This window comes from Bradyrhizobium sp. USDA 4353 (genome assembly GCF_054063215.1).
On the sequence record NZ_JBSSGB010000001.1, the window covers coordinates 3,897,993 to 3,923,645 of the forward strand.

Genomic DNA, 25,653 nt, shown 5'->3' on the forward strand with positions numbered 1-25,653 from the left:
CATCGCATGAAGATCTATCTGCTCTCGCTCGGGGCAGGGCTGTTGGTCGGCGTGATCTACAGCCTGCTTCAGGTCCGCTCGCCGGCGCCGCCTCTGGTGGCGCTGGTCGGCCTGCTCGGCATCCTCGTCGGAGAGCAGGTGATCCCGATGGGCAGGCAGCTCCTGACCGGCAGCAGCATTGCTGCGGCCTGGCAGAAAGCGGCCTGCGCCTCGCACATCTTCGGCCTGCTGCCCGGCCATCACGGCCGGGCGGACACCACCCCTCACGCTGCGCCAGACGAGAAGGCCTCATGAGCGACCATCCCGATCTCATCCTGCATCGTGGCCTGTTCACGACGCTCGACCGCTCCAATCCCCAGGCGAATGCGGTCGCGATCAAGGACGGCGTGTTCACGGCCGTCGGCCACGAGCAGGACGTCATGAAGCTCGCCGGTCCGCAGACGAAGATCGTCGATCTCAAGGGCCGCCGCGTGCTGCCGGGGCTGATCGACAATCACCTGCACATCATCCGCGGCGGGCTCAATTTCAACATGGAGCTGCGCTGGGACGGCGTGCGCTCGCTGGCTGATGCCATGGCGATGCTGAAGGCGCAGGTCGCGATCACCCCGCCGCCGCAATGGGTCCGCGTCGTCGGCGGCTTCACCGAGCATCAGTTCGCCGAGAAGCGGCTGCCGACGATCGACGAGCTCAATGCGGTGGCGCCGGATACCCCCGTTTTCCTGCTGCATCTCTACGATCGCGCCATCCTCAACGGCGCCGCGCTGCGCGCCGTCGGCTACGACAAGGAGACGCCGCAGCCGCCCGGCGGCGAGATCGTTCGCGATATCAAAGGCAATCCCACGGGGCTGCTGCTGGCCAAGCCGAACGCCGCGATCCTCTATGCGACGCTCGCCAAGGGGCCAAAGCTGCCGTTCGACTATCAGCTCAACTCCACCCGCCACTTCATGCGCGAGCTGAACCGGCTCGGCGTCACCGGCGCGATCGATGCCGGTGGCGGCTTCCAGAACTATCCCGACGACTATGCCGTGATCCAGAAGCTGTCCGATGACGGCCAGCTCACGATCCGGCTCGCCTACAATCTGTTCACGCAGAAGCCGAAGGGCGAGAAGGACGACTTCCTGCGCTGGACGCAGAGCTCGTCCTACAAGCAGGGCAACGACTATTTCCGCCACAACGGCGCCGGCGAGATGCTGGTGTTCTCGGCCGCCGATTTCGAGGACTTTCGCGTGCCGCGGCCGGACATGCCGGCCGAGATGGAAGGCGAGCTCGAGGAGGTCGTGCGCATCCTCGTGCAGAACAAATGGCCGTGGCGGCTGCACGCGACCTATGATGAGACCATCTCGCGCGCGCTCGACGTGTTCGAGAAGGTCAACCAGGATACACCGCTCGACGGCATCAACTGGTTCTTCGATCATGCCGAGACCATCTCGGACCAGTCGATCGACCGCATCGCGGCGCTCGGCGGCGGCATCGCCGTGCAGCACCGAATGGCCTATCAGGGCGAATATTTCGTCGAGCGCTACGGCTATGGCGCGGCCGAGGCGACGCCGCCGGTGAAGAAGATCCTCGACAAGGGCGTCAAGGTCTCCGCCGGCACCGATGCGACGCGCGTGGCGTCCTACAATCCCTGGGTCTCGCTGGGGTGGCTGGTGACCGGCCGCACCGTCGGCGGCCTGCGGCTGTACCCGCAGCGCAACTGCCTCGATCGCGAGACGGCGTTGCGGATGTGGACCGAGAACGTGACCTGGTTCTCCAATGAGGAGGGCCGGAAGGGCCGCATCGAGGTCGGGCAGTTCGCCGACCTGATCGTGCCGGATCGCGACTTCTTCTCCTGCGCGGAGGCCGAGATCGCCGACATCACCAGCCACCTCACCATGGTCGGCGGCCGCGTCGTCTACGCGGCGTCCGACTTCAAGACACTCGACGAAGCCGTGCCGCCGCCGGCGATGCCGGACTGGTCCCCCGTGCGCCGCTTCGGCGGTTACGGCGCGTGGCTTGCGAAGGACGACACCGGCGCGGTCCGTGCCCAGGCGATGCAGATGTGCGGCTGCGCCAACGCTTGCGGCGTGCACGGCCACGATCACGCGCGGTCCTGGTCGAGCCAGCTGCCGGTGTCCGACCTCAAGAGCTTCTGGGGCGCGCTCGGCTGCGCCTGCTGGGCGGTGTGATGGCGGCATTGTCCGATACGCCACGGCCGATCGCAGCGGTGCTCGATTGGCCATGGCTCTGGCCGGCGGCGCGGTTCGCGCTGGTCTCGGCCTATCTGATCGGCGGCGTCCAGAAGCTCACGGACTTCTCCGGCGCCATCGCCGAGCAGGCCCATTTCGGCCTGCAGCCGGCTGCGCTCTGGGCCGTGGCCGCGATTGTCGTCGAGCTGATCGGCTCGCTGCTCGTCGTTATCAACCGCTTCGTCTGGCTCGGCGCCGGCGCGCTCGGCGTGCTGACATCAGTCGCCATGCTCACCGCCAACGACTTCTGGCACATGGAGGGCCATGACCGGTTCATGGCGCTCAATTCCTTCTTCGAGCATCTCGGCCTGATCGCAGGCCTCGTGCTCGTCTCCATCATGTCCTGGCGCGCGCGGCGCGCCTGATCCGGTTTCTCTTTGTCTGAGGTTGTCATGATCCGCTCCCGTCATCTCGTCGGCGCACTCGTCGCCACCACGCTGCTCGCCGCTCCCGCATTCGCCAAGGACACCGCGCCGCTGATTGGCGTCGGCGCGCAATACGACACGACCCACGTCTATGTCGCGCCCGACGACGTCGAGACGTTCGTGACGAGCTTCCTCGCCACCTTCGGCGGCCAGAGCACCAAGCAGGTGGTCGCGACGGTGACGCCGACGCCGAGCAGCACGACCTCGCAACTGTTGCAGACGCCGGTCGGCACGGTGTCGCTGTTCGGCTTCAAGACGCCGATTCCTTATCCGTTCGGGGCCGAGCGCACCGGCTATCTCGTCACCGACATGGACGCGGCGATCAAGGCGGCCAAGGCCGCCGGCGCCGATGTCGTCGTCGCGCCGTTCCCCGATCCGATCGGCCGTGATGCCGTGATTCAATGGCCGGGCGGCGTCAACATGCAGCTCTACTGGCACACGACCAAGCCGTCCTATGCGGCGTTCGAGACCGTTCCGGAGAATCGCGTCTATGTCTCGCCGGATCGCGTCGAGGCGTTCACACGCGCCTTCCTGCGCTTTGCGGACGGCAAGGTCGTCTCCGACGAGGCCAAGGCGCCCGGCGTCGAGATCGGCCGCCCGAACGATCACTACCGGCGCATCCGCATCGAGTCGGTGTTCGGCCGCATGACCGTGCTCGTGACCGACGGCCATCTGCCGTATCCGTTCGGCCGCGAGATGACCGGCTATGAGGTCGCCGATCTCAAGGCCACGCTCGACAAGGCCAAGGGCGCGGGCGCGACCGTGCTGGTCGAGCCCTTCACCGCCGACAGGCGCGAGCAGGCGCTGGTGCAATTTCCCGGCGGCTATGTCGCGGAGATCCACGCGCTGGTAAAGTAGCCGGATGGGGACGCGCGTGGGAAGCGCTCGGGCATGGACGAGGACGGCGGCAGCCGTTGCGATGGTCGCAACATCGTGCGGCCTCGCGGTCGCCGAGGACGACCGTCCCGCCATCCGCACCAACCGCTGGCAGGAGGACTGGTCCGCCCTCGCCAATCCGGCGCTGCGCACGCAGCCGTTCGACCCGATCAAGTACATCCCGTTGCAAGCCGGCGTGCCGCAGAGCTACGTCTCGTTCGGCATGACCCTGCGCGAGCGGTTCGAGAGCCTGGATGCGGCGAGCTTCGGCATCGGCGGCGCCAAGCCGGATTCTCACGTCCTGCAGCGCCTGCAGATCCATGCCGACGCGCATTTCGACGAACACTGGCAGGCGTTCGTGCAGCTCGAGGACATCAGAGCCTTCGGCAAGGCCAGCGTCACCTCCGTCGACCAGAACCCGCTCGATCTGCGGCTGGCCTTCCTGGCCTACGTCAACGCCACCGAGCAGGGCACGTTCAAGGCCCGCGTCGGGCGGCAGGATTTCGACTTCGACTTGCAGCGCTTCGTCTCGTCGCGCGACGGTCCGAATGTGCGGCAATCCTTCGATGCGCTGTGGGGCGATTGGGAGAGCGGTCCCTGGCGCTTCATCGGCTTCGTCAGCCAGCCCGTGCAGTACAATCTGGTGCGTCCGTTCGACGATGCGTCCAACGGCAAGTTCCTGTTCCACACCTTCCGGGTTGAGCGCCAGGTGCTCGGCACTAACGAACTGTCCGCGTATTACTCCTACTACCAGCGCGACAATGCGCGCTTTCTCGATGCATCGGGTCTCGAACAGCGCCACGTCCTCGACATCCGCTTCGCCGGCAAGCTCAAAGGCTTCGACTGGGATCTCGAGGCGATGGGACAGGCGGGCTCGGTCGGCGCCAAGCAGATCCGCGCCTGGGGCGCAGGCGCCCGCGCCGGCTATACGTTCGCTGATGTCGCCTGGCAGCCGCGCATCGGCCTGCAGATCGACGGCGCCTCCGGCGACCGCCATCGCGGCGACGACCGGATCGAGACCTTCAATCCGCTGTTCCCGAACGGCTACTATTTCTCGCTGGCCGGCTTTACCGGCTACACCAACCTGATCCATCTCAAGCCGTCACTGACCGTGAAGCCCACCGCCGCGCTGTCGTTCATGGCCGCGATCGGCCTGCAATGGCGCGCGACGACGGCGGATGCGATCTACGTCCAGCCCAATGTCGCGGTGGCCGGCACGGCCGGGCAGGGCAGCCTCTGGTCCGGCGTCTATGCGCAGCTCCGCGTCGACTATCGCTTCAACGCCAACCTCACCGGCGCCCTCGAAGCCGTGCACTATGACATCGGCGAGACGCTGCGCCGCGCCGGCGGCCACGATTCGAACTACATCGGCATCGAGCTGAAATACGCGCTCTGACCAACGAAGGCAGAATTCCATGGCGACCACCGACTCGCGCATCGTCCCGCTGCTGCTCAGCGTCAATGCCGGCTATGTCGACACTGCCGGCTTCCTGGCGCTGCAAGGCCTGTTCACCGCGCATGTCACCGGCAACTTCGTGACCTTCGGCGCGGCGCTAGCGCTTGGGACCTCCGGCGCGGTCGCCAAGCTGCTGGCGCTGCCGGTGTTCTGCGTGGTCGTGATCGCGACGCGGCTGATAGGGACCTTGCTGTCGCGCAGATGGTCCCGCGCCTTCGAGGTGCTGATTGCGGTCAAGCTGGTCCTGCTCGTGCTCGGCGCCGCGCTCGCGATCCATTTCGGCCCGTTCCACAATGGCGACAGCCAGGAGGCGATCCTCACCGGCATGGTGCTGGTCGCGGCGATGGCGATCCAGAACGCCGTGCATCGTATCCATCTGCCGACGTCGCCGCCCTCGACGCTGATGACCGGCACCACCACACAGGTGATGATCGATCTCGCCGACAAGATCTATGTCGGCGACAAGGGCCAGGCGCCGCCACCGGCGCGCCTCGCGCAGATGGCCATCAACGTCGCCGCCTTCGCGCTCGGCTGCGGCGCGGCCGCGCTGCTGTTCGTCAGGCTCGGCAACTGGTGCTTTGTGATCCCGCCGATTGTCGCTGCGCTGACCCTCATCGCGCGCATGGCTGGTCCGCAGCCGACGCGCTAATTCAGCACATCCCGGCGTGACGGGCGGCCCGGTCGTGCCCACGATCAGATGACGGAAATTTTAGGTCGGGCTCACGAAAAGTTATCGATCCGAAGAGGGCCTTAAAGGCTTGCCTGTTCAGAACCCTTTGCCCATTTTAGAACGAAACAGTTTCGTTCGTTTCGGAGAGCCGTATGGCTGTGCAGTCGTCCACCACCGAGTCCCCACCCCCGTCCAAGCCTGCCGACCAGACCGTCCCGGCGCGCGAGCGCGCGCTGAAGCAGTGGCGCGGCGACGCCGTCAAGGAGCTCCGCCGCGAGGCCGATCGCGAAACGGAGCGGCCGGATGAGCCAGCTCCTGCGAACGAGGAACAAAGTGAGCAGGGCGAAAAGCCGCGCAGAGGGCTGCTGCGGCGTCATCCTGTCGGCGCGGCGCTCGGGCTCGTTCTGCTGCTCGCCGCCGCCGCTGGCGGCTACGTGTATTACGATGCGGCGAGCCATTTCGAGAGCACCGACGACGCCTTCATCGCCGCCCGCCAGTTCTCGATCGCGCCCAAAGTTTCGGGCTACATCACCGCGGTTCCGGTCACCGACAACCAGCACGTCAAGGCCGGCGACGTGATCGCGCGCATCGACGATCGCGACTACAAGACGGCGCTGGCGCAGGCCGAGGCGCAGGTGAGGTCCGCTGAGGCGGCGATCCACAACATCGACGCCCAGATCGCGGTTCAGCAGGCACAGATCACGGCGGGCCAGGCGCAGGTCGAGCAGTCCCAGGCGGGGCTGACTTTCGCCCAGCAGCAGGCCGACCGCTACCAGCAGCTCGCCCGCACCGGCTCCGGCACCGTGCAGAGCGAGCAGCAATATACGTCGCAGCTCCAGCAGGCCAAGGCCGCGCTGACCTCGGCGCAGGCCAACCTGCAGGTCGCGCAGCGGCAGCTGGAATCGCTCAAGGCCCAGCGCGAGAGCGCCGACGCCAATCTTGCCCAGGCTCAGGCGCAACGCGACCAGGCGCAGCTCAATCTGTCCTATACGACGGTGACCGCGGCGCAGCCGGGCCGCGTGGTCAATCTTAGCGCCGCCGATGGACAGTTCGCGGCCCAAGGCACCGCGCTGTCGATGTTCGTGCCCGACGAGGTCTGGGTGACCGCCAATTTCAAGGAGACCCAGCTCGATCAGATGCGTCCCGGCCAGCCGGTGACTTTGGAGATCGATGCCTATCCGGAGCGCGAGCTGCGCGGTCATGTCGCCAGCGTGCAGTCCGGCTCGGGTCCGGCATTCTCGCTGCTGCCGCCGCAGAACGCGACCGGCAACTACGTCAAGATCGTGCAGCGCGTGCCTGTGAAGATCGAGATGGACGATCCGCCGACCGACGTTGCGCTGGGACCGGGCATGTCGGTGGTGCCGAAGGTGCGCGTCGATCCCAGGCCGTCGCTCTATGAGCGGCTGAAGGCCGTGCTGTAAGAGGTCCGTCATGAGCGAGGCTGCTGCTCTCTCCGCGCCGCGCGCCGGCAGTCCGTGGATCATCGCGGTGCTGGTGGCGCTGGCGACCTTCATGGAGGTGCTCGACACCACCATCGCCAACGTCGCGCTGCCCTACATTGCGGGCGGCATGGGCGTCAGCCAGGACGAATCCTCCTGGGTGGTGACGACGTATCTCGTCTCCAACGCGATCATCCTGACGGCGTCGAGCTATCTCGCCAAGCGCTTGGGTCGCAAGACCTTCTTCATCATGTGCCTCGGCCTGTTCACCTTGAGCTCGGTGCTGTGCGGCTTCGCCTGGAACCTCCAGGTGCTGTTGCTGTTCCGCATCCTGCAAGGGCTCGGCGGCGGCGGCATGGTGCCGGTGGCGCAGTCGATCCTCGCCGACTCCTTTCCGCCGGAAAAGCGCGGCCAGGCGTTCGCGCTGTTCGGCGTCGCCGTCGTCGTCGCGCCGGTGGTCGGTCCGACGCTCGGCGGCTATCTCTCGGACAATGCCTCCTGGCACTGGTGCTTCCTGATCAACGGCCCGGTCGGCGTTGCCGCGATGCTGCTGATCTGGGTGATCCTCAAGGAGCCGCAGGAGGTCACCGAGGAGCGGCGCAAGCAGGCGCATGGCTTCGACGTCATAGGCTTCGTGCTGGTCGCGACCTTCCTCGGCGCGCTCGAGCTGATGCTCGATCGCGGCCTGGAGGACGACTGGTTCGACTCGCGCTTCATCATGATCACCGCCGCGGTCTGCGCGACCGCCTTCATCGCTATGATCCCTTGGGAGATGAATCAGAAGAACCCGACGGTGGATGTCCGCATGCTGGCGTCGCGGCAGTTTGGCGCCTGCTTCCTGGTGATGCTGGCCACCGGCGCGATCCTGCTCGGCACCACGCAGATGCTGCCGCAGATGGTGCAGCAGGATTTCGGCTACACCGCCACCTGGGCCGGCCTCGTGCTGTCGCCGGGCGGCCTGGTCACGATGGCCATGATGTTCGTGGTCGGACGGCTCTCCGGTAAGGTGCAGCCGAAATACATGATCATGACGGGCGCCGCGGTCGTGGCGTTTGCGATGTACGATTTGACGCGGGTCTACGCCAATGTCGACTTCTGGTTCTTCGCGGAATCCCGCATGCTGATCGGCATCGGCCTGCCGCTGATCTTCCTGTCGATCACGACCGCGTCCTACAACGGCATTCCCCCTGAAAGAACCGACCAGGCCTCCGCGCTGATCAACGCCGCGCGCAACACCGGCGGCTCGATCGGCGTGTCCTTGGCCGCCAACATCCTGGCGCATCGCGGCCAGTTCCACCAGAACCGACTGGTCGAGAGCACCATCCCGTCGAACCCGGCCTATCAGGATACGCTGAACCAGGTGACCAACTACTTCGCCTCCCACGGCAGCTCGATGGTGCAGGCGAAACAGCAGGCGCTGGCCTGGATCGGCCAGACCGTCCAGGCGCAGTCGTCGCTGCTGGCGTATGTCGATGTGTATTGGGCGCTGATGCTGATCTCGCTGTCAGCCATTCCGCTCGCGCTGACCTTGCGCAAGGTCAAGCTCGGCGGCGGTCCGGCGATGGCGCATTGAGCGACGGCGCGTAGGGTGGGCAAAGGCGCAGCCGTGCTTTGTCGGCAATTGCCAATGGCCATGGCGCCGTGCCCACCATGCTTTCCGCGCACGCGGATGCACGGTGGGCACGCCGCCGCCTGACGGCGGCTGCCTTGCCCACCCTATACGACTACATGACGAGGCCGGTGCCTATGAATGCGCCCTCTCCCCTTGCGGGAGAGGGCATGTAGGAACGTGCTGCAAGCTCGGTTGGGTGAGGGGTATGTCTCCAAGAGTGTCGCTCGCGGAAAGATACCCCTCACCCAACCGCGTGCCTGGATGGGCCGGCGCTGCCCTCTCCCGCAAGGGGAGAGGGCACTGTATCTGGTCCAAACCGGCTACATAGGTGACAGAACAAACCGACGACATGGGTGACAGGTTGAGGTGATCGGCAGGAGGACTTGCCGATGGGCTGGAAGGAAACCTGCGCTGTGGACGAACGGATGCGTTTTGTGTTGGCAGTTGAAGCGGGAGAGAAGTCGTTTGCGGCACTCTGTCGGGAGTTCGGGATCAGCCGGCAGCAGGGCTACAAGTGGTGGCACCGCTACCAGGAGGAGGGTTTGGAGGGTCTGTTCGACAGGTCCCGAGCGCCTTTGCATCACCCCCAAGCAATCTCGGGGAAGATCGCCGAGCTCTGCCTCGAAGTCCGACGGGCTCATCCGACCTGGGGACCAGCGAAGGTACGCGCCTTTCTCAAGCGGAAGCGGCCCAGCACGACATGGCCCGCGGCCAGCACGATCGGAGCGCTGTTTGACCGCGAGGGTCTCACGGTGAAGCGGAAGATTCGTCGCCGCAGCCCTCCTTCGAGCTTTCCATTTGCCGATTGCGAGCAAGCCAACGATGTCTGGTGCATCGACTTCAAGGGCTGGTTTCTGACTGCGGATGGCACCCGTTGCGAACCGCTCACGCTGACGGACGCAGAGAGCCGCTGTCTGCTGCGGTGCCTGCCGTTGCAGCGTACCGACGGTGAGCATGTCTGGCCCGTGCTGGATGCGGCATTCCGCGAATTTGGCCTGCCGCTGCGGATGCGATCGGACAATGGCGCACCCTTCGCATCACAGGGTGCGGGCGGGTTGTCGCGGCTATCGGTGAAGCTGATCAAGGCCGGCGTCACACCGGAGCGCATCACGCCCGGCAAGCCGCAGCAGAACGGCCGCCACGAACGTATGCACCTGACGTTGTTGCAGGACACCGCGAAGCCGCCGGCCCGAACGTTGCGCGAGCAGATCAAGCGCTTTCAGAGCTTCCAGCGCATCTTCAACGAAGAACGGCCGCACGAGGCTCTCGACAACGCAACGCCAGCCGAGCGCTATCGTCCCTCGCCGCGCGCCTATCATGGCGTGCTGCGCTCACCCGAATACGAAGCGGACAGGGATGTCCGGCGTGTTCGCCACAATGGCGAGATCAGGTGGGGCGGCGAAACGATCTACATCAACCAGGCGCTCGCGGGTGAGCCGGTCGGCCTCTTGGAAACCGAGACGGGCTGGACTGTGAGCTATGGACCCGTCCTGCTCGGTACCATCGATCCAAAGAAGCACCTGCTCAGGCCGCCGAAGCGAAAGCGCCGTGGACTTGTGGACAACGCTACGCGTTGCCCACAGGGTCCACAGCGGCAAACGCAGCAAAAACCACAACAATTGAAGATCTGAACAAAACGAGAATTGTGTCAACTATGTCGTCGGTCAGATCTGTCACCTATGTCCCCGGTTGCTCATATCTAACAGGTCGCTGGGTGGCCCTGTGAGTGCAGAGCGAGGGCTACCATTGGGGGCGTGCCGCCTGAGATGGCTGCTTTGCCCACCCTACAAGGCGTGCTCACACCACCTCGTCCGCAATCCCATTCCGCAGCAGTCCGATCTTGTCGATCTCCACCTCCACCACGTCTCCCGGCTTCATCCACAGCGGCGGCGTCCGGCGGGAGCCGACGCCGCCGGGGGTGCCGGTGGCGATGACGTCGCCGGGCTCGAGCCGGGTGAAGGACGAGCAATATTCGATCTGGCGCGGGATATCGAAGATCATCTGGCTGATCGTCGCCTCCTGCACCACCTCGCCATTGAGCCGCGTCTGCAGCTTGAGCGGGCCGAGATCGTCGATTTCGTCTGCGGTCACGAGCCACGGCCCGAAGGCGCCGGTGTCTGGAAAATTCTTGCCCGGCGTGAACTGATGCGTATGGCGCTGGAAGTCGCGTACGCTGCCCTCATTGTAGCAGGCATAGCCGGCGATATGCTGGAACGCCTCACTGCGCGGGATGTAGCGGCCGGGCTTGCCGATGACGATGGCGAGCTCGCCCTCGAAATCGAGATCGGTCGAGACGCGCGGGCGGATGATGTTCGTGAGATGGCCGGTCTGGCTGTTGGCGAAGCGGCCGAACACCGTGGGGTTCTCGACCTCCGAGCGGCCGGTCTCCTTGCGATGGGTCTCGTAGTTGAGGCCGATGCACAGGATCTTGTCCGGGTTCGGAATGACCGGCAGGAAGGTGATCGCCGCGAGCGGATGCCGCGTCGCGCCGCTGGCTCCGGCAGCCGCCTCCTTGAGCGCATCGGCAGCGATCGCCGACTTCAAGTCGGGAAAGCGGTCGCGCAAGACGGCGCCGAGATCGGCGACTTCATCGCCTTCGACCAGTCCCCAGGATGTGACGTTGTTGATGGTGAAGCTCGCAAATTTCATGGGATGTCCTCTGGTCAGGTCGAGACCGCCGCGACGGCGGAGGGGGAGGTTGGTTCCTGCGCCGTCCGCGCGAAGCGCGCAATGGTGCGCTCCGGGAAGATCAGGGCAAACGCGGAGAGGGCGCCGACGATCAGCACGCCGGCGGTGAAGGTCATGGCATGGGCGTAGCCGAGCGGCGCGTTGCCGCCGGCTTCACCGACGATCCAGCCGGTGAGCGCATTCGAGATCAGCGCCGAGGCGGCGTTGCCGGAGTAGATCACGACGATCAGGCGGCCGCGCTGCACGGCCGGCGCGATGGCGCCGAGCGCGACGGGGCCGAAGATGGTCGTGAGGCTGGGCGCTGCGAAGGCGATGGCGACGCAGGCGAGTTGCAGCGGGCCCGTGGTGACGATGGAAAGCAGCAGCGCGCAGCCGGCGGCGAGCAGCGCCAGCCCCGAGGCATGGCCGAGGCATGCGCGCAGGCTGAAGCCACGACGCTGCAGAAATTGCGTCAGCCAGGAGCCGCCGAGCAGCAGGGGCGACTGGAACAGATAGATACCCGAAATGATCCAGCCGACCTCGACCTGCTTGTAGCCGAGGCCGAGCTGCAGGAACGGCGGCAGCCAGGTCGCGGACATGCCGACGATCCAGTAGGACGCGGTCGACATGATGATGACACCGATCACCGTCGCATCGCCCCACAGCACGCGCGCGGGCAACGCCTTGTCGTTGGCGACGGCCTCCGGCGCATGCGCCGAGTAGGGACCTTCGCCGCCGACGAAGAACCAGCCGATCATCCAAGCAAGGCCCACCAGGCCGCAGAACAGGAAACCGGTCCGCCAGCCGTAGTTGACGATCACATAGGTCAGGATCGGGCCGCCGGCCAAAAGACCGACGCTGATCCCCTGTAGCACCACCGCGCTCGGCACGCTGCGCCTGTCCTGCGGAAACCAGTTGTAGCAGGCATGCAATGCGGTCGGCAGGCCCGGGCCTTCGCCGGCGCCGAGGATGATGCGGCAGATCACGAGCACCGCAATGGAGCTTGAGAAGAAGATCGGCAGTTGCGTCGCCGACCAGATGCCGGCCATGATCAGCAGCAGCCACTTCACGGGAAAGCGGCCGACCACGAACATGCCCACCGCCATGCCGGACAGCGAGAACAGAAGGAAGAAGCTGCTGCCGATCAGGCCGAAATCCTTGGGGCTCAAGCCGAGCTCCTTCATCATCGGCACGGCCGAGAGGCCGAACACCAGCTTGTCGAAGAAGTTCAAGGTCTGGAACAGGAACAGCATGATGAGGACAGCGATGGCGCGTCCTCCCGCAGATCCCGTTATGGCTCCCGTCGATGTCGTCATGGCGCTTCCCCGTATGATTGATTGTTTTTGTCGTTAGTGCAGTCGTTCGTTCAGCTCGCTCAGCAGAGCCGCGAGCTCAGGCGCGTCCTTGGCGACGCCGTAGACGTAGTGGTCGGGCCGCACCAGCGCGGCGCTGCAGCCGTGACGCTCGAACCAGCGCGCGACGACGCCGCTCTCTTCGTGCAGGCCGCTGCCGCCGATGGTGATGGTTATGATTTCGGCAGGCGTGTTCGCGCTGTTGATCGGCGCGGAGCCGTCGAGGACGAGGCGCCAGCCCGTGCCAGCGATCGTGTCGAGCAGCGCGCGCCTGCCATCGCGGATGATCCAGGGCTGCGGAAACAGCGTGCCGTTGGCGGCATTCGCCTTCATCGCCAGCAACCCTGTCGTGAGCGGCGGTACGATCTCCTGGCGGGTGATGGTGCGCGGCACGCCGCCGCCCTCGGCGAGAATACGTTCATCGCGCGCCGCGGCAGCCACCGGATCCTGCTCGCAGATGACGCGGCCGATCGCCTTGATGCGGGTGGTGAGCTCGCGCACATGGGTGCTGCGCTCCGCCTCGTAGCTGTCGAGCAGCCTGTCCGGCGACTCCGTCCGCAGCACGCGGATGAGCTTCCAACTGAGATTGGCGGCGTCGCGCAGGCCCTGACACATGCCCTGGCCGATGAACGGCGGCTGCTGGTGCGCGGCATCGCCGGCGAGCAGCACGCGGCCCTGCCGCCACCGGCTCGCGACCAGCGCGTGGAAGCGATAGCTCGCCGCGCGCCACAGTTCGCCATCATCAGGGGAGAGCCAGGGCGAGAGCAATTGCCACACCTGCTCCGGTCGCTCCATCGCATGGCGATCCTCGCCAGGACGCAGCATGATCTCGAAGCGCCGGTGGTTTCCGGGACCGATGATATAGGTGGTCGGCCGCGCCGGATTGCAGAACTGAGCGGCGGTCTTCGGCAGCTTGCCGGCCCCGCTCTCGTTGACGCTGATATCGACCACCAGCCACGGCTCGTCGAAGTCGAGATCGTCGAAGCGGATGCCGAGCTTCTGGCGCACGGTGCTGGAGGCGCCATCGCAGGCGATCACGTAGTCGGCGCTGACCTCGCGCGTGTTGCCGTCTTCGCTGCTTAGAATGACGGTTGCGCGCTGCGCATCCTGCCGGATGTCGACCAGCGTCGTGCCGAGCTCGACCGTCACCGACGGACAGCGCGCGACGCGGTCGCGCATCACCTGCTCGACCGGCGGCTGGGTGAACACCATGCTCGGCGTGTAGCCGAGCGGGTAGGGCTCGCCGACCATGTCGATGCGGCGGATCAACTGGCCCTGCGCGCCGAAATGCTCCGAGGCCGGGAACGGCGCGACGTAGCGGCTGACCTCACTGGCGATGCCGAGATTGTCGAACAGCCGCATGATCTCGTGGTCGAGCGCAATCGCACGCGGCTTGTCGTAGATGTCGACGGCGCGGTCGATCGCCAGCGTGGAGATGCCTTCGCGGCCGAGCAGGCTCGCGATGACGGCGCCGGTCGGACCGAAGCCGACGATGATGACCTGATAATGCTCTGCTGACATGACGAAGCTCGTAGCTGATAGGATCAGGCGGCGAAGTCGACCGCGAGCTGCGCGGCCTTGACGTGATCGGCCTTCGGCGGCGCGATGCCCCATTGATCGGTGCGGCCGGGCGGCCAGACCCAATGCTCCGGCCCGCGCACGACGTAGTCGTCGTCGACCTGCAGCACCTCGGCGGTGTATTCGATCACCGTGCCGACGGGATCGATGAAATAGGCGAACACGTTGTCGCCGGGCCCGTGGCGGCCGACGCCCCAGGCGATCGGATAGCCGGCATCGATCATGCGGCCGGCGCCGCGCATCACGCCCTCCCAGGTCGGCATCAGGAAGGCGACGTGGTTGAGGCTGTTCACCTGGGCGCTGGCGATGACCACGGCGTGGTGATCGCTGTTGCAGCGGACGAAGGCCATGGCCGCCGAGCGATCCGTCAGCTTGAAGCCGAGCGCCTTCTCGTAGAACGCAGCGGTGCGATCGACATCTCGGCTGTTGAGATTGACATGGGCGAGGCGCTCCGGAAGCTCCGGCCGCGATGGCCTCGCCTCGTGCGTGACGTCGCCGTGCACGAAGCGCAGCACGCAGCCTTCGGGGCTGCACAGGCTCAGGACAACGCCGCCGTCGGGCGCCGCGTTCGGCGCGGGGGCTGCGATCAAGGTCGCGCCCTGCTGGATGGCGTTGCGCGCGATGGCGTCGAAATCACTCGCTTCGGCGAGACGGAACGTTACCGCCTTCAACTCGGTGCGGTCGCTCCGATGCAGCGCGACGACGTGATGATCAGTCCCTGTGGCGCGGAGATAGACGACGTCGTCCGCCGTGGCGACCCGCTCCAGCCCCCAGACGTCGCGATAGAACGCCTCGGAGAGGCCGAGATTTGGCGTGCCGAGGTCGACGCTGCGTAGAGCCGTGACCGGAAATCGGGTCATGGGCGAGTCCTCCGGCGCGATCTCTCGAGGGAGCGCGCGATGTTTCTTGTTCTCGAGCCGGTAAGCCGGCTGAGTTCTTTTATTACATAAAAAATCGAAATCAATCAGAATTTATAAATTTTATGTTCGGGAGCGAAGCTCTATACAAGAGCGGCGATTCCGAGGGAGATCGAACGTGGACGCGGTGATCGAGGCCGACGGGCAGGGCCCCTCGACCCAGGCAAGCCATGTGTATGACCGGCTGCGCGAGGACCTGCTGTCCGGGCGGCTGGCGCCATCGCGCAAGCTGCAGATGCGCTTCCTGACCGAGACCTATCAGACCGGGCAGACGCCGCTGCGCGAGGCGCTCAACCGCCTCACGGCCGACGGGCTGGTCGAGGTGCGCGAGCAGCGCGGCTTCTACGTCAAGGACATCAGCCGCGCCGAGCTCGCCGAGCTCACCAAGACGCGCTGCTGGGTCGAGGCGCTGGCGTTGCGGGAGTCGATGAAGGCGGCGACGCCGCAATGGGAGGAGCAGCTGGTGCTGGCGCAGCACCGGCTCAGCCGCGCGCCGCGCTCGCTCAGCGCCACCACCTTCGAGGACAATCCGGAGTGGGAGCGGCTGCACCGCGTCTATCACCGCGTCCTGATCTCGAATTGCGGCTCGCAATCCCTAATCACGTTTTGCAGCCAGCTCGCCGACCAGCTCTATCGCTACCGCCGGCTCTCGATCCGCAAGGCGTTCCCCTCACGCGCCGTCGGCGACGAGCACGCCGCACTCGTGCAGGCGGTGCTGAACGCCGATGTCGACGGCGCCGTCGCGCTGCTGACCGCGCATTATCAACGCACGGCCGACGTGATCCTGCAGGACGAGACGATCTTCCCGGAGCTGAAGGCGAAGGCGGGGACTGGACGATGATGTGATATCGCCTGAGCGCATGATGCTCTCATAGACGATTGCGACGGGGCTCCGGCTGCTCTGCGCGATGCTCGGCAACTGCCGATGATGACGATAACTGGGCGCCGCGATCTCAGTCTCACCCTCCCCTGGAGGGGGAGGGTCGATCGCACGCGAAGCGGGCGAGCGGGGTGGGGTGAAGCCATGGAAACCGGTGCGAGTGGAGAGATCACCCCACCCCGGCTCATACGCGCTTCGCGCCTATGAGCCGACCCTCCCCCTCCAGGGGAGGGTGACAGCGGGGCTGACCTCCGAGTTGCACGCTGCGGAACAGGGGACGTGCGCGAAGTTGCCACATGCGATTCCGCAAAATGACATCAAGTACTAACAGGAGCTCACGTCGCCGCCGACAGGAAGAAGTCGACGCGCCCTTCCACGAAGGCCTGGGCTTCCTTCTTCAGCGCGCGCATGTCCTCGCCGAGCAGGGCGCGGAACAACATCGAGAACACGACGAGATCGATGAAGATCTTCGCGGTCTCCTCGATCCTGTCGGCCGCGAAGGCGCCCTTGCCATAGAGCCCTTCCGCGCGCGCCAGTTCAGCCAGCACATGACCAACGTTGCGCGTGGCGCGCTGGCGCGCGGAGTCCTGGATCTCGAGCGTCAGCTCGGGGAAGCGCGGGTTCTCGGCGATCGCGGTGCGCATCAGGCCGATGGTCTCGTCGACGAAGGCGCGCTCGATCAGCGTCAGCGCCAGATTCACGAGGCGGGCGCGGAAGCTGCGGCCCTGCGGCACCAGGTTTTCGTACTGCGTGTTGTTCGCCGCCTGGCGGCAGATCACTGCGGCAAACAGCGCGGCCTTGCTGGGGAAGCGCGCATAGATTGTCGGCTTGCCGGCGCGCGCCGTCTGCGCGATCTCGTCGACGCTCGCCCCCTCGAAGCCCTGGGCGAGGAACACCGTCTTGGCGGCGGCCAGGATGCGCTCCTCGACCTCGCCGGCGCGTTCGAGCGAGGGACGCCCGACCTTGCCGCGCGCCGTCTTGGAAGCCGTCATCCGTTCCGCCATCGCCTTCTGTCGTGCTCCTCTCGGGGTTCCGCCTGTTTGGCACAGCGGCCGTCATTGATCAATCAACCCGGCGGCTACCGGTTCAATCGAGGTCCGGAATATCGGCTTGCGTCCGGGGTCATCCCTCTCCAGACTGCGGAAAACCATCGGGGGAAACCATGCATCGGAGACTCGTCCTGGCGCTGCTCGCCTTGGCTGCCGCCGCCGCGGCGGCGCCATCGGCGCAAGCCGAAACCATCGTCTTGAAATCCGAATTGAAGGCCGCCAACGAGGTGCCGCCGAATGCGAGCGCGGCAACCGGCACGGCGGAAGCGAGCTTCGACGTTGCGAGCAAGACGCTGACCTGGAAGATCACCTTTTCCGGTCTCAGCGGCCCGCCGATCGGCGCCCACTTCCACGGTCCGAGCGAGCCCGGCAAAACCGCCGGCATCGTGTTGCCGTTCAAGAGCCCGGAGCCGCCGATCACCGGCGCGGCCGCGCTCACCGATGCGCAGGCGGCCGATCTGCTCGCCGGCAAATGGTACGCCAACATCCACACCCAGGCCAACCCGGGCGGCGAGATCCGCGGCCAGATGGTCAAGCAATAGAGCGCGCGCTCACGCCGCGAGCTCCGGCTTGGCCGCGCGGCCGCCCGGCGCCGCGGCGCGCCGCACGTCGAGGAACTGCTTGAAGCGGTCGAGCGACATCGGCGGGGCGACCAGATAGCCCTGGCCTTCCTCCACGCCGCAGGCGAGCAGCGCGGTGACCTGCTCCGCATGCTCGATGCCCTCGGCGACCACGGACATGTCGAGCTCGCGCGCGAGCGCCACCAGCATCTGCACCACGACGACCGCCGACTGGTCGCGCGTGATCGCATCGACGAAGAACTTGTCGATCTTCAGGATGCGCGCGCCGAGCCGCTGGATCGTGGACAGGCCGCTATGGCCGATGCCGACATCGTCGAGCGCGATGCGGAAGCCGAACTCGCCGAGCTCCTTCACGACGTCGGTGGCCTTGGTGAGATCGGCGAGCTCCTCGCGCTCGGTGACCTCGAGCACGACCTGGCGGGTGGAGACGGAGGAGGAGGCCACCACCTTGCGCAGATCGTCGACGAATCCGTCGCCGAGCAGATGGCGCGGCGTGATGTTGACCGACAGCTTGAACAGCTTGTCCTGCCGCAGCTCCGGCTGCAGCTCGCGCAGGGCGGTCTTGAGGATCTGCCAGGTCAGTCTCTCGATGCGGCCTGAGCTTTCGGCGAGCGGGATGAAGCTCATCGGCGGCAGCAGCCGGCCGTCCGGCTTCTCCCACCGCGCCAGGATCTCGCAGCCGACGATGTCGCCGGTCCTGAGATTGAAGGTCGGCTGAAGATAGGGTTTGAACTCGTTGGCCGCGAGCGCGCGGTCGAGCTCGGCGACCGGATCGGCCGGGCGCTTGAGATAGCTCGCCAGCAGCAGGCCGAACACGCCGCCGAGCAGGCCGGCCGCCAGCATCATCAGCAGATAGGCGGTCTCACGGCGCGCGCTCAGGCTCTGCGGCGGCACATGGATCGTCGCCTGCAGCGGATAGCGATCCGACGCAATGGTGAACGCAACCATCTCGGCCGGCGGCTTGGCAGAAGCGTCGGGATGATAGCCCGCGACCTGCTCGCCATCCGGCAGCGTCAAGGTCACGTTGCTCTGCGCTCGCAGGCCCACTGGCAGCACGTCGAGCAGGTTGCCGTCGATGCGCAGGATCGCCACGAGGGATCGCTGCGCGTCGATGTCGTGCAGCACGCCGAAGGCGGCGCCGGTGAACTGCTCGACGCGGAACAGCCGCAGCTGGCCGTCGGTGGACTTGAACATCTCGTCGCGCCGCGCCCAGCCATTGTCGAATTCGAGCGTTTCCGAATAGGCCGCGCACTGCACCGTGCCGTCACGGTCGACGGTGCGGATGTCCTTGACGATGGTGCCTTGATAGACGTGCAGGCGCAGCGCCTGCAGCGCGATCGGGCTGCAATCCATCGGCCCCTTGGCGATCAGGCGGTGGAGCATCGCCCCGGCCGAGTCGATCGCGGCCTCCGAACGCCGCAGCGCGACCTTGCTGAGCTCGCTGAGCTGGCGCGCGGTCTGGTCGCCGATCAGCGCAGTCATGGCGAGATCGGCGCCCGTCAGGAAAGCTCCGACGCAGGCGACCACCGCTCCGACACGAAGCATGTGTTGTCGTTGCAATGCCATCGCGCTCGTGACCGCCCCCCGTATGACCACGGAGCATCGTTTCGCCCAACCTTCAACTTTCCGTATATGCACGCCAAGCTGCTGCGCGGCAGCGGTAAGCGGGCCCGCAGCTGCGCAAAGCTGGTTAAGGAAGTCCTAGCAGCGGCCGGCATGCACTCACGCGGCCTTGTCGGGCGCGCTCTCGGGCACCGCGCTCGTGGCGCGATCGGCCGACAGCAGCATCAAGGCAGTGAGCGCCGACAGGCTGAGGCTCGCCGACACGATCAGCACGCCACGGCCGAGCACGTCGATGAGAAGTCCGAACAGCAGCGGCGCGAAGGCCTGGCAGATCCGCGACGGTGCGCCGATCAGGCCGAGCCGGTAGGCGTAGTTGGCCGGGCCGAAGATCGCGAGCGGCAAGGTGCCGCGGGCGATAGTAAGAATGCCGTTGCCGGAGCCGTGCAGCAGCGCGAACGCCGCCACCGCGCCGCCGCCGAACAATCCGATGGTCAGGGCGCCGATCGGATGGGTGATGCAGGCAAGCCGGGCCGAGGCGAGCGGATGGAAGCGGCTGAGGAAGCCGGCCTCGAACACGCGCGCGGCGACCTGCGCCGGCCCGATCATCATGCCGGCGAACAGCGCCTGCGCCGGCGTGGCGCCGAACGCCTGCATCAGCCGCGGCAGATGCACCGCCATCGCCGCGGTCACCGTCCATGCCGCGGCCATCGCGAAGGCGATCAGCACCATCGGGCGGTCGAGCGGGATGGTCGGCTTGCCGGTCGGCATCTCGCCTGGCGCCATCGCTGTGGTCCGCGGCAGCGACAGATTGAGCGGCAGGCCGATCAGGAGATGCGCGATCGCCCAGGCGAAGCAGGTCTCGCGCCAGCCGATCGTCGCGAGCCCCCAGGTGCTCAGCGGCCAGCCGACGGTGGAGGCGAAGCCCGCGATCAGCGTGATGCCGGTGATCGCGCCGCGCGCATCCTTGCCGTAGATGCGCCCGAGCGCCCCGAACGCGGCGTCGTAGAGCCCGAGCCCCATGCCGACGCCGAGCCACAGCCAGGCGATCGCCATCACCCAGAGCGAATGCGACAGGCCGAGCAGCGCGAGCCCGATCGCCAGCACGATGTTGGAGGCGCACAGCACCTGCCGGCCGCCGACCCGGTCGATCTGCCGGCCGATGCGCGGGCCGAGCAGCCCGGAGATGATCAGCGACGCCGAGAACGCGGCGAAGAACCAGTTGTCGGAGATGCCGAGGTCGCGCGCGATCGGATCGGCGAGGATCGCCGGCAGATAGTAGCTCGATCCCCACGCCAAGGTCTGGGCGGTGCCGAGAGCGATGACCACGCCCAGCCGTCGTGCCTGCATTCCTCTTGCCCTCGTTGGTGCCGCGTCATGAGCAGCCGCATCCGGTGCGCCCGGCCGCTTTGGCTTTGGCGTCATCACCGCAGCAACTGTCTACCTCCGCCGGCGCCCGCCCGCCACAGCAGCCGGGCAGGGCTGCAATGCTCGCCACCCCGCCGCGGGTGCAGACACCGGTCTCGGGCAGTTGCAGCTCCACGCGCGCGGCGGCTGTCTTGTCGCCAGCGATGTCGGCGGCGATCGAGCGCACTTGCTCGTAGCCGGTCATCATCAGGAAGGTCGGCGCGCGGCCATAGCTCTTCATGCCCGCGAGATACAGGCCGGGCTCGTCGGCCTGCCCCAGCTCGCGCGCGCCGTGCGGCCGCACCGTGCCGCAGGAATGCTCGTTCGGATCGATCAGCGGCGCGAGCAAAATCGGCGCCTCGATCGCGGGATCGAGACGCAGCCGCAGCTCCGAGAGCATCGACAGATCGGGACGGAAGCCGGTGGCAACGATCAGCTTATCCGCGTGTACGCTGCGGTCGCCGCTCGCGCTGATCCGCAGCCGTCCATTGTCGCCGGCGATGCGGCTGACCTGAAATCCGCTCTCGACCGTGATGCGCCCAGATTGCACCAGTGCGGCAAAGGCCATGCCGAGCTCGCCGCGCGCGGCGAGCTCGTCGGCGCTGCCGCCGCCGAATGATCTCGCCGGATCGTCGGCACGCAGCAGCCAGATCGCCTGCGTGCCCGGCGCCTCCTCGGCGAGTGCCGCGAGGTCGATCAGGGTGCCGATCGCCGAATGGCCGCCGCCGAGCACGGCTGTGGTCTTGCCGGCATAGCGGCTGCGCTGCGTGCCGCGTATGTCGGGCATGGCATAGGCGATGCGCGCCTGATGCTCGTGCTCGCCAAAAGCGGGCAGGCCGTTGCCGCCGGCGGGATTGGGCGAGAACCAGGTGCCGGAGACATCGATCACCGCATCGGCCAGCATCGCGGCATCGCCCTTGCCGTTGCGATAACGCAGCTCGAACGGCGCGGCAGCGCGTCCCTTCGACTTGGCCTTGTCGAAGCCTGTACGGCTGATCGCGGTGACGCGATGCGAGGTTTGGATGAGGTCGCGCAGCGCCGTGCGGGTCGCCAGCGGCGCAAGATAGGATTCGATCAGCTCGCGGCCGGTCGGATAGATCTCAGGATCCGGCGAATTCCAGCCGATATGCGCGAGCAGCCGGGCCGCCGCCGTATCGACATTGTACTTCCACGGCGAGAACAGCTGCACGTGCTGCCACTGCCGCACCGCATGGGCCGCCTCGGGGCCCGCCTCCAGCACGACCGGCCTCAATCCGCGCTCCAGCGCATGCGCCGCCGCGGCAAGCCCGACCGGGCCGGCGCCGATGATCGCGACCGTCTTCGCATCCTTCATGGCTACCTCCCGTACTTCTAGAATGATCGAATTAAAGGGCAAATCGTCAGGCAGCCGTGCTCGCAGCACCGCAGCCGCGCTCCTCGATGCAGCATTCGGAAACGAGAAAGCCGAGCAGCGCGCGCATCACGTCATACTCCGCATGACAGACCAGCGTCGTGCCCTCGCGCTGCTGCGAGATCAGACCGACCGCCACCAGCGTCTTGACGTGGTGCGACAAAGTGGAGGCGGGGATCTTCAGCCGTTCCTGCAGCTTGCCCACCGGCATCCCGGCATGCCCCGCCCGCACCAGCGCGCGGTAGATCTTCAGGCGCGTGGTGTTGCCGAGGGCTTCCAGGCGAGCGGCGGCGTCGTCGAGCTTCATGGCGTGGAGGATGCGGCAAGCCAAAGGCGGCTGTCAAACGATATTTCTAGAATATTAGAAATTATGGAGTGGCCAGTAGCCGTCTTCGCCGAACTCTGCGGAGCCGCGATGGGCGCGTGGCTGATGAGCTGGCTGCTCGCTCCGTCAGGGCGGGCTGGTGTTGCCGCCGTCGCGGAGCTCGAGGCCTGAGCCCGCGCGTCAGCGCCGCGGCTCGTCCTGCTCGTCGTCGTCGCCTTCGCGCTCGCGGCGGGCGGGCTCGTAGCTCAGCGTGCGGTCGTCGGCCTGGATATGGATGGCCGGGAGATGCGTGATGGCGCCGGGGGCGCGGCTCACCGGCACGAGCTCCGGCGCCGTCTCCTGGCTGGCCTGCGCCACCGCGATGATCCCACCGACACCCGCCAGCAAGACGGCCAACGTCAACGTCCTACGCATACCCACACTCTCCGAGTCATCCGTGCCCCGCTCTCCGTCGGGGGCATGGGCTAGTGTGTTGCATCGGCGCTGACGACAACCTGTCGTGCCGCGTCAGCGATTTGTCAGCTTGTTCCAGGCAGGATGTCGCATCACCGTGAGGCTCGACTCCGCATCGGTCTCAGGCGTAATTTGGACATCGCAAGTCCACACTAAAATCCATGCGGCCTCTTTAGCATTTGCGAATGCTCCGCAATCGACAATCGGCCGGCGCGGCGCGATCGTGACGAAGAGCTTCGACAACAAAGCGCCGGGCCCCGGAAAGATCATGCATTTGCCTCAAAGTGGACGGTTCATGCGCATCGCGACACTGGCGATGCTGATCTCGACGGCGGCCTCGGCGGCGACCGATGCGCGCGAGGACGATCGCGAGCGCCGCGATGCGGTGCGTCGCGCGGTGGAGGCCGGCGACGTGCTGCCGCTGTCGCAGATCCTGCCGCGGGTGCGCGGCCGGATCGCGGGCGACGTGACCGGCATCGACATCGAGCGCCAGCGCGGCCGCTGGCGCTATGAGTTCAGGATGATCGGCCGCGACGGCCGCATGCGCGAGGTCTATGTCGATGCGCGCAGCGGGGAGATCGAGCGGGTCGAGGAAAAATAGATGCGTGTGCTGCTGGTCGAGGACGATCCGCGGCTGTCGTCCGATCTGTCGCGGACGCTGCAGGCGGCGGGCTATCTGGTCGAGACGTCCGCCAATGGCGAGCAGGCCTGGTTTCTCGGCGACACCGAGGACTATGGCGCCGTCATCCTCGATCTCGGCCTGCCCGGCATGGACGGCCTGTCCGTGCTGAAGCGCTGGCGCGGCGCGGGCCGGCATATGCCGGTGCTGATCCTGACGGCGCGCGCGAGCTGGGCCGAGCGCGTCGACGGCATCGACGCCGGCGCCGACGACTATCTGCCAAAGCCGTTTCGCAACGAGGAGCTGCTGGCGCGGCTGCGCGCGATCGTGCGGCGGTCCTCGGGCCATGCGGCGCCGGTGCTGTCGTCGGGCGACCTGACGCTCGACGAGCGCCAGATGAAGGTCAGCCTGTCGGGCGTGCCGGTCGCGCTGTCGCAACTGGAATATCGCCTGATCGCCTATCTGCTGCGCCAGAGCGGGCGCGTCGTGCCGCAGCACGAGCTGGAGGAGAACGTCTACGGCCTCGGCCATGATCACGATTCCAACGCGCTGGAGGTGCTGATCCGCCGCGTCCGCAAGAAGCTCGGCGCCGACATCATCGAGACCCGGCGCGGCTTCGGCTACATGATCCCGGAGACGGCGGAATGAGGCTCGGCTCGCTGCGGCTGCGGCTGGTGGCGGCGGGCACCATCGCGCTGCTGGTCGCACTCGGCGTCGCCGGCGCCGGCATGGTGGTGCTGTTCAAGCGCCATGTCGCGCGCACGCTCGCATCCGATCTCGATGTGCATCTGCGCCAGTTGCTGAACGGGCTCGAGGTCGATGCCGACGGCCGCATCATGGTGGCGCGGCCGCCGGCCGATCCGCGCTTCACGGTGCCGCTCTCGGGGCTGTACTGGCAGATCTCCGACGATCACGGCCAGCTCCTGCGCTCGCGCTCGCTGTGGGACACGATCCTGCCGCTGCCGATCGACGAGCCCGGACCGAGCGACGTGCATCAGCACGAGCTGACCGGACCGGTGGGTGCGCGCGTGCTGGTCGCCGAGCGCGGCATCGTGATGAATCCGGGCAGCCAGATCCGCGTCCGCGCGGCCGTTGCCTATGATCTCGACGGCGCCACCAGCGCGGTGCGCGCCTTCGCCAAGGATCTGTCGATTGCGCTCGCTGTGCTCGCCATCATCCTGGCGATCGGCACCACCGTTCAGGTCAGTCTCGGCCTGCGTCCGCTCGCGGTGCTGCGCCGGCGCGTCGCCGAGATTCGCGGCGGCCAGCGCCAGCATTTGCCGCTGGAGGTGCCGACCGAGGTGGCGCCGCTGGTCGAGGAGGTCAACGCGCTGCTCGACGCGCAGAGCCGCGAGATTCTGCGCTCGCGCAGCCGCGCCGCCGATCTCGCCCACGGCTTCAAGACGCCGCTTGCGGCGCTCACCGCCGACGCCGCGCGGCTGAAGGAGCTCGGCCAGCTGGAGCTGGCGCGCAATGTCGAGGACGTCGCCGAGGCGATGAGCCGGCAGGTCGATCGCGAGCTGGCGCTGGCGCGGCTGCGCGGCAAGGCGCGCGGCGGGCCGGAGGCCGCGACCGAGCTGGCGCCGCTGGTGGACGCGCTGCTCGGCACGCTGGCGCGCACGCCGGCGGCCGCCCATGTCAGCTTCGATGGCGAGGTGCCTCCCGGCTTGCGCGTGGCGATGGATCGCACCGATCTCGCCGAGGTGCTCGGCAATCTCCTGGAGAATGCCGCGCGCCACGCGACGAGCACGGTGCGTATCGTGGCGAGCGCGAAGCCGCTGCTCATCGCGGTGGAGGATGACGGCCCGGGCATTCCGGACGCGCAGATCGGCCGCGTGCTGGAGCGCGGCGGCCGCCTGGACGAGCAGGGGCCGGGCAGCGGCCTCGGGCTCGCGATCGTGCAGGACGTGCTCGAAGCCTATGGCTGGCGGCTGCAGATCGGCCGCTCCGAGCTCGGCGGCGCCCGGATCACGATCGCCCCGGCGATCGTGTCGGTCGGCGGCGGACCGCGGCCTGCGCTTCCCGCGGCAAGTCCGGCGCGCTCCATTCTGACAGCCGGCTGACATCCCGCGTCAGCGGCGCGACGCTCCCGGTCGGCTATGGCCTCGATCCATCCCAGTCCGCGCTCGGCGTGCCGGCGGCGGGCTGCCCAATGGTCGAAGGAAGCTG

At 67.0% G+C, this 25,653-nt stretch carries 24 protein-coding genes and 1 pseudogene; 14 read left to right on the forward strand and 11 right to left on the reverse strand.

All coding sequences use genetic code 11. From position 1 onward, the window contains the following. Positions 1 to 6: 6 nt before the first annotated feature. The 9 genes and pseudogenes from ACVILH_RS17415 to ACVILH_RS17455 all read left to right on the forward strand — a co-directional run. Complete coding sequence (locus tag ACVILH_RS17415) at positions 7 to 294, forward strand: XapX domain-containing protein (RefSeq protein ID WP_456713982.1); 288 nt, start codon at positions 7 to 9, stop codon at positions 292 to 294. Continuing rightward, positions 291 to 2,168 carry an amidohydrolase gene (locus ACVILH_RS17420; RefSeq protein ID WP_456713983.1) on the forward strand — a complete coding sequence of 626 codons (1,878 nt, stop codon included), beginning with the start codon at positions 291 to 293 and terminating at the stop codon, positions 2,166 to 2,168. The genes ACVILH_RS17415 and ACVILH_RS17420 overlap by 4 nt, the downstream gene beginning before the upstream one ends. Beyond that, the gene (locus tag ACVILH_RS17425; protein ID WP_456713984.1) at positions 2,168 to 2,593 is read left to right on the forward strand and encodes a DoxX family protein; all 426 of its coding nucleotides are present in this window, start codon (positions 2,168 to 2,170) and stop codon (positions 2,591 to 2,593) included. The genes ACVILH_RS17420 and ACVILH_RS17425 overlap by 1 nt, the downstream gene beginning before the upstream one ends. A gap of 27 nt (positions 2,594 to 2,620) precedes the next feature. After that, a complete protein-coding gene (locus ACVILH_RS17430) occupies positions 2,621 to 3,511 on the forward strand; it encodes a glyoxalase (RefSeq protein ID WP_456713985.1) in 891 nt (296 codons plus the stop codon). A gap of 61 nt (positions 3,512 to 3,572) precedes the next feature. Next, positions 3,573 to 4,925: an alginate export family protein gene (locus ACVILH_RS17435; protein ID WP_456713986.1), complete on the forward strand. Its 1,353-nt coding sequence runs from the start codon at positions 3,573 to 3,575 to the stop codon at positions 4,923 to 4,925. 19 nt (positions 4,926 to 4,944) lie between these two features. Continuing rightward, positions 4,945 to 5,634, forward strand: a complete 690-nt coding sequence (locus ACVILH_RS17440) for a YoaK family protein (RefSeq protein WP_456713987.1) — start codon at positions 4,945 to 4,947, stop codon at positions 5,632 to 5,634. A 173-nt stretch (positions 5,635 to 5,807) separates the two neighbouring features. Continuing rightward, the gene (locus tag ACVILH_RS17445; protein ID WP_456713988.1) at positions 5,808 to 7,076 is read left to right on the forward strand and encodes an HlyD family secretion protein; all 1,269 of its coding nucleotides are present in this window, start codon (positions 5,808 to 5,810) and stop codon (positions 7,074 to 7,076) included. 10 nt (positions 7,077 to 7,086) lie between these two features. After that, complete coding sequence (locus ACVILH_RS17450) at positions 7,087 to 8,667, forward strand: DHA2 family efflux MFS transporter permease subunit (protein ID WP_456713989.1); 1,581 nt, start codon at positions 7,087 to 7,089, stop codon at positions 8,665 to 8,667. 428 nt (positions 8,668 to 9,095) lie between these two features. Continuing rightward, a pseudogene (locus tag ACVILH_RS17455) lies at positions 9,096 to 10,253 on the forward strand (helix-turn-helix domain-containing protein); the annotation flags it as partial. A 250-nt stretch (positions 10,254 to 10,503) separates the two neighbouring features. Here the strand turns inward: ACVILH_RS17455 and ACVILH_RS17460 are convergent. The 4 genes from ACVILH_RS17460 to ACVILH_RS17475 are packed head-to-tail and all read right to left on the reverse strand — an operon-like array spanning position 10,504 to position 15,163. After that, positions 10,504 to 11,355 (reverse strand): fumarylacetoacetate hydrolase family protein, encoded by an 852-nt coding sequence (locus tag ACVILH_RS17460; protein ID WP_456713990.1) that lies wholly within the window; start codon positions 11,353 to 11,355, stop codon positions 10,504 to 10,506. A 14-nt stretch (positions 11,356 to 11,369) separates the two neighbouring features. After that, the gene (locus tag ACVILH_RS17465; RefSeq protein WP_456713991.1) at positions 11,370 to 12,689 is read right to left on the reverse strand and encodes an MFS transporter; all 1,320 of its coding nucleotides are present in this window, start codon (positions 12,687 to 12,689) and stop codon (positions 11,370 to 11,372) included. Positions 12,690 to 12,722: 33 nt separating this feature from the next. Next, positions 12,723 to 14,246 carry a bifunctional 3-(3-hydroxy-phenyl)propionate/3-hydroxycinnamic acid hydroxylase MhpA gene (gene mhpA / locus ACVILH_RS17470; RefSeq protein ID WP_456713992.1) on the reverse strand — a complete coding sequence of 508 codons (1,524 nt, stop codon included), beginning with the start codon at positions 14,244 to 14,246 and terminating at the stop codon, positions 12,723 to 12,725. 23 nt (positions 14,247 to 14,269) lie between these two features. Further along, positions 14,270 to 15,163 (reverse strand): VOC family protein, encoded by an 894-nt coding sequence (locus ACVILH_RS17475; protein ID WP_456713993.1) that lies wholly within the window; start codon positions 15,161 to 15,163, stop codon positions 14,270 to 14,272. Positions 15,164 to 15,338: 175 nt separating this feature from the next. Here ACVILH_RS17475 and ACVILH_RS17480 point away from each other — a divergent pair, with 175 nt between their 5' ends. Then, positions 15,339 to 16,061 (forward strand): GntR family transcriptional regulator, encoded by a 723-nt coding sequence (locus ACVILH_RS17480; RefSeq protein WP_456713994.1) that lies wholly within the window; start codon positions 15,339 to 15,341, stop codon positions 16,059 to 16,061. A gap of 374 nt (positions 16,062 to 16,435) precedes the next feature. Here ACVILH_RS17480 and ACVILH_RS17485 read toward each other — a convergent pair whose 3' ends face one another. Next, the gene (locus ACVILH_RS17485; RefSeq protein WP_456713995.1) at positions 16,436 to 17,092 is read right to left on the reverse strand and encodes a TetR/AcrR family transcriptional regulator; all 657 of its coding nucleotides are present in this window, start codon (positions 17,090 to 17,092) and stop codon (positions 16,436 to 16,438) included. Between the two features lie 170 nt (positions 17,093 to 17,262). Between ACVILH_RS17485 and ACVILH_RS17490 the strand changes: the two genes are divergently transcribed. Beyond that, positions 17,263 to 17,691, forward strand: coding sequence for a CHRD domain-containing protein (locus ACVILH_RS17490; protein ID WP_456713996.1), 429 nt, complete (start codon positions 17,263 to 17,265; stop codon positions 17,689 to 17,691). A 9-nt stretch (positions 17,692 to 17,700) separates the two neighbouring features. Here the strand turns inward: ACVILH_RS17490 and ACVILH_RS17495 are convergent, their stop codons facing one another. The 6 genes from ACVILH_RS17495 to ACVILH_RS17520 form a co-directional block, all read right to left on the reverse strand. Next, positions 17,701 to 19,275 carry an EAL domain-containing protein gene (locus ACVILH_RS17495; protein WP_456713997.1) on the reverse strand — a complete coding sequence of 525 codons (1,575 nt, stop codon included), beginning with the start codon at positions 19,273 to 19,275 and terminating at the stop codon, positions 17,701 to 17,703. Between the two features lie 177 nt (positions 19,276 to 19,452). After that, positions 19,453 to 20,640 (reverse strand): MFS transporter, encoded by a 1,188-nt coding sequence (locus tag ACVILH_RS17500; protein WP_456713998.1) that lies wholly within the window; start codon positions 20,638 to 20,640, stop codon positions 19,453 to 19,455. 25 nt (positions 20,641 to 20,665) lie between these two features. Beyond that, the gene (locus tag ACVILH_RS17505) at positions 20,666 to 22,030 is read right to left on the reverse strand and encodes an FAD-dependent oxidoreductase (protein WP_456713999.1); all 1,365 of its coding nucleotides are present in this window, start codon (positions 22,028 to 22,030) and stop codon (positions 20,666 to 20,668) included. A gap of 46 nt (positions 22,031 to 22,076) precedes the next feature. Beyond that, a complete protein-coding gene (locus ACVILH_RS17510; protein ID WP_456714000.1) occupies positions 22,077 to 22,394 on the reverse strand; it encodes an ArsR/SmtB family transcription factor in 318 nt (105 codons plus the stop codon). A 198-nt stretch (positions 22,395 to 22,592) separates the two neighbouring features. Next, positions 22,593 to 22,826: a hypothetical protein gene (locus tag ACVILH_RS17515; protein WP_456714001.1), complete on the reverse strand. Its 234-nt coding sequence runs from the start codon at positions 22,824 to 22,826 to the stop codon at positions 22,593 to 22,595. A gap of 93 nt (positions 22,827 to 22,919) precedes the next feature. Beyond that, positions 22,920 to 23,135 carry a hypothetical protein gene (locus tag ACVILH_RS17520; RefSeq protein WP_456714002.1) on the reverse strand — a complete coding sequence of 72 codons (216 nt, stop codon included), beginning with the start codon at positions 23,133 to 23,135 and terminating at the stop codon, positions 22,920 to 22,922. Positions 23,136 to 23,160: 25 nt separating this feature from the next. Between ACVILH_RS17520 and ACVILH_RS17525 the strand changes: the two genes are divergently transcribed. Genes ACVILH_RS17525 through ACVILH_RS17535 form a run of 3 tightly spaced genes read left to right on the forward strand, consistent with a single transcriptional unit; the run spans position 23,161 to position 25,547 of the window. Beyond that, positions 23,161 to 23,466 carry a PepSY domain-containing protein gene (locus ACVILH_RS17525; RefSeq protein ID WP_456714003.1) on the forward strand — a complete coding sequence of 102 codons (306 nt, stop codon included), beginning with the start codon at positions 23,161 to 23,163 and terminating at the stop codon, positions 23,464 to 23,466. Beyond that, a complete protein-coding gene (locus tag ACVILH_RS17530; protein WP_456714004.1) occupies positions 23,467 to 24,132 on the forward strand; it encodes a response regulator transcription factor in 666 nt (221 codons plus the stop codon). It abuts the gene before it with no gap. Beyond that, positions 24,129 to 25,547 carry a sensor histidine kinase gene (locus tag ACVILH_RS17535; protein ID WP_456714005.1) on the forward strand — a complete coding sequence of 473 codons (1,419 nt, stop codon included), beginning with the start codon at positions 24,129 to 24,131 and terminating at the stop codon, positions 25,545 to 25,547. The genes ACVILH_RS17530 and ACVILH_RS17535 overlap by 4 nt, the downstream gene beginning before the upstream one ends. Positions 25,548 to 25,653: the final 106 nt, after the last annotated feature.

Excerpts from the sequence above, each read along its gene's own strand:
- ACVILH_RS17510 (WP_456714000.1), bottom strand. The coding sequence starts at position 22,394 with ATGAAGCTCGACGACGCCGCCGCTCGCCTGGAAGCCCTCGGCAACACC.
- ACVILH_RS17445 (WP_456713988.1), top strand. The coding sequence starts at position 5,808 with ATGGCTGTGCAGTCGTCCACCACCGAGTCCCCACCCCCGTCCAAGCCT.
- ACVILH_RS17475 (WP_456713993.1), bottom strand. The coding sequence starts at position 15,163 with ATGACCCGATTTCCGGTCACGGCTCTACGCAGCGTCGACCTCGGCACG.
- ACVILH_RS17465 (WP_456713991.1), bottom strand. The coding sequence starts at position 12,689 with ATGACGACATCGACGGGAGCCATAACGGGATCTGCGGGAGGACGCGCC.
- ACVILH_RS17495 (WP_456713997.1), bottom strand. The coding sequence starts at position 19,275 with ATGCTTCGTGTCGGAGCGGTGGTCGCCTGCGTCGGAGCTTTCCTGACG.
- ACVILH_RS17505 (WP_456713999.1), bottom strand. The coding sequence starts at position 22,030 with ATGAAGGATGCGAAGACGGTCGCGATCATCGGCGCCGGCCCGGTCGGG.
- ACVILH_RS17425 (WP_456713984.1), top strand. The coding sequence starts at position 2,168 with ATGGCGGCATTGTCCGATACGCCACGGCCGATCGCAGCGGTGCTCGAT.
- ACVILH_RS17430 (WP_456713985.1), top strand. The coding sequence starts at position 2,621 with ATGATCCGCTCCCGTCATCTCGTCGGCGCACTCGTCGCCACCACGCTG.
- ACVILH_RS17520 (WP_456714002.1), bottom strand. The coding sequence starts at position 23,135 with ATGATCTTTCCGGGGCCCGGCGCTTTGTTGTCGAAGCTCTTCGTCACG.
- mhpA (WP_456713992.1), bottom strand. The coding sequence starts at position 14,246 with ATGTCAGCAGAGCATTATCAGGTCATCATCGTCGGCTTCGGTCCGACC.
- ACVILH_RS17500 (WP_456713998.1), bottom strand. The coding sequence starts at position 20,640 with ATGCAGGCACGACGGCTGGGCGTGGTCATCGCTCTCGGCACCGCCCAG.
- ACVILH_RS17525 (WP_456714003.1), top strand. The coding sequence starts at position 23,161 with ATGCGCATCGCGACACTGGCGATGCTGATCTCGACGGCGGCCTCGGCG.
- ACVILH_RS17515 (WP_456714001.1), bottom strand. The coding sequence starts at position 22,826 with ATGCGTAGGACGTTGACGTTGGCCGTCTTGCTGGCGGGTGTCGGTGGG.
- ACVILH_RS17450 (WP_456713989.1), top strand. The coding sequence starts at position 7,087 with ATGAGCGAGGCTGCTGCTCTCTCCGCGCCGCGCGCCGGCAGTCCGTGG.
- ACVILH_RS17535 (WP_456714005.1), top strand. The coding sequence starts at position 24,129 with ATGAGGCTCGGCTCGCTGCGGCTGCGGCTGGTGGCGGCGGGCACCATC.
- ACVILH_RS17435 (WP_456713986.1), top strand. The coding sequence starts at position 3,573 with ATGGTCGCAACATCGTGCGGCCTCGCGGTCGCCGAGGACGACCGTCCC.
- ACVILH_RS17530 (WP_456714004.1), top strand. The coding sequence starts at position 23,467 with ATGCGTGTGCTGCTGGTCGAGGACGATCCGCGGCTGTCGTCCGATCTG.
- ACVILH_RS17420 (WP_456713983.1), top strand. The coding sequence starts at position 291 with ATGAGCGACCATCCCGATCTCATCCTGCATCGTGGCCTGTTCACGACG.
- ACVILH_RS17415 (WP_456713982.1), top strand. The coding sequence starts at position 7 with ATGAAGATCTATCTGCTCTCGCTCGGGGCAGGGCTGTTGGTCGGCGTG.
- ACVILH_RS17490 (WP_456713996.1), top strand. The coding sequence starts at position 17,263 with ATGCATCGGAGACTCGTCCTGGCGCTGCTCGCCTTGGCTGCCGCCGCC.
- ACVILH_RS17460 (WP_456713990.1), bottom strand. The coding sequence starts at position 11,355 with ATGAAATTTGCGAGCTTCACCATCAACAACGTCACATCCTGGGGACTG.
- ACVILH_RS17485 (WP_456713995.1), bottom strand. The coding sequence starts at position 17,092 with ATGACGGCTTCCAAGACGGCGCGCGGCAAGGTCGGGCGTCCCTCGCTC.
- ACVILH_RS17440 (WP_456713987.1), top strand. The coding sequence starts at position 4,945 with ATGGCGACCACCGACTCGCGCATCGTCCCGCTGCTGCTCAGCGTCAAT.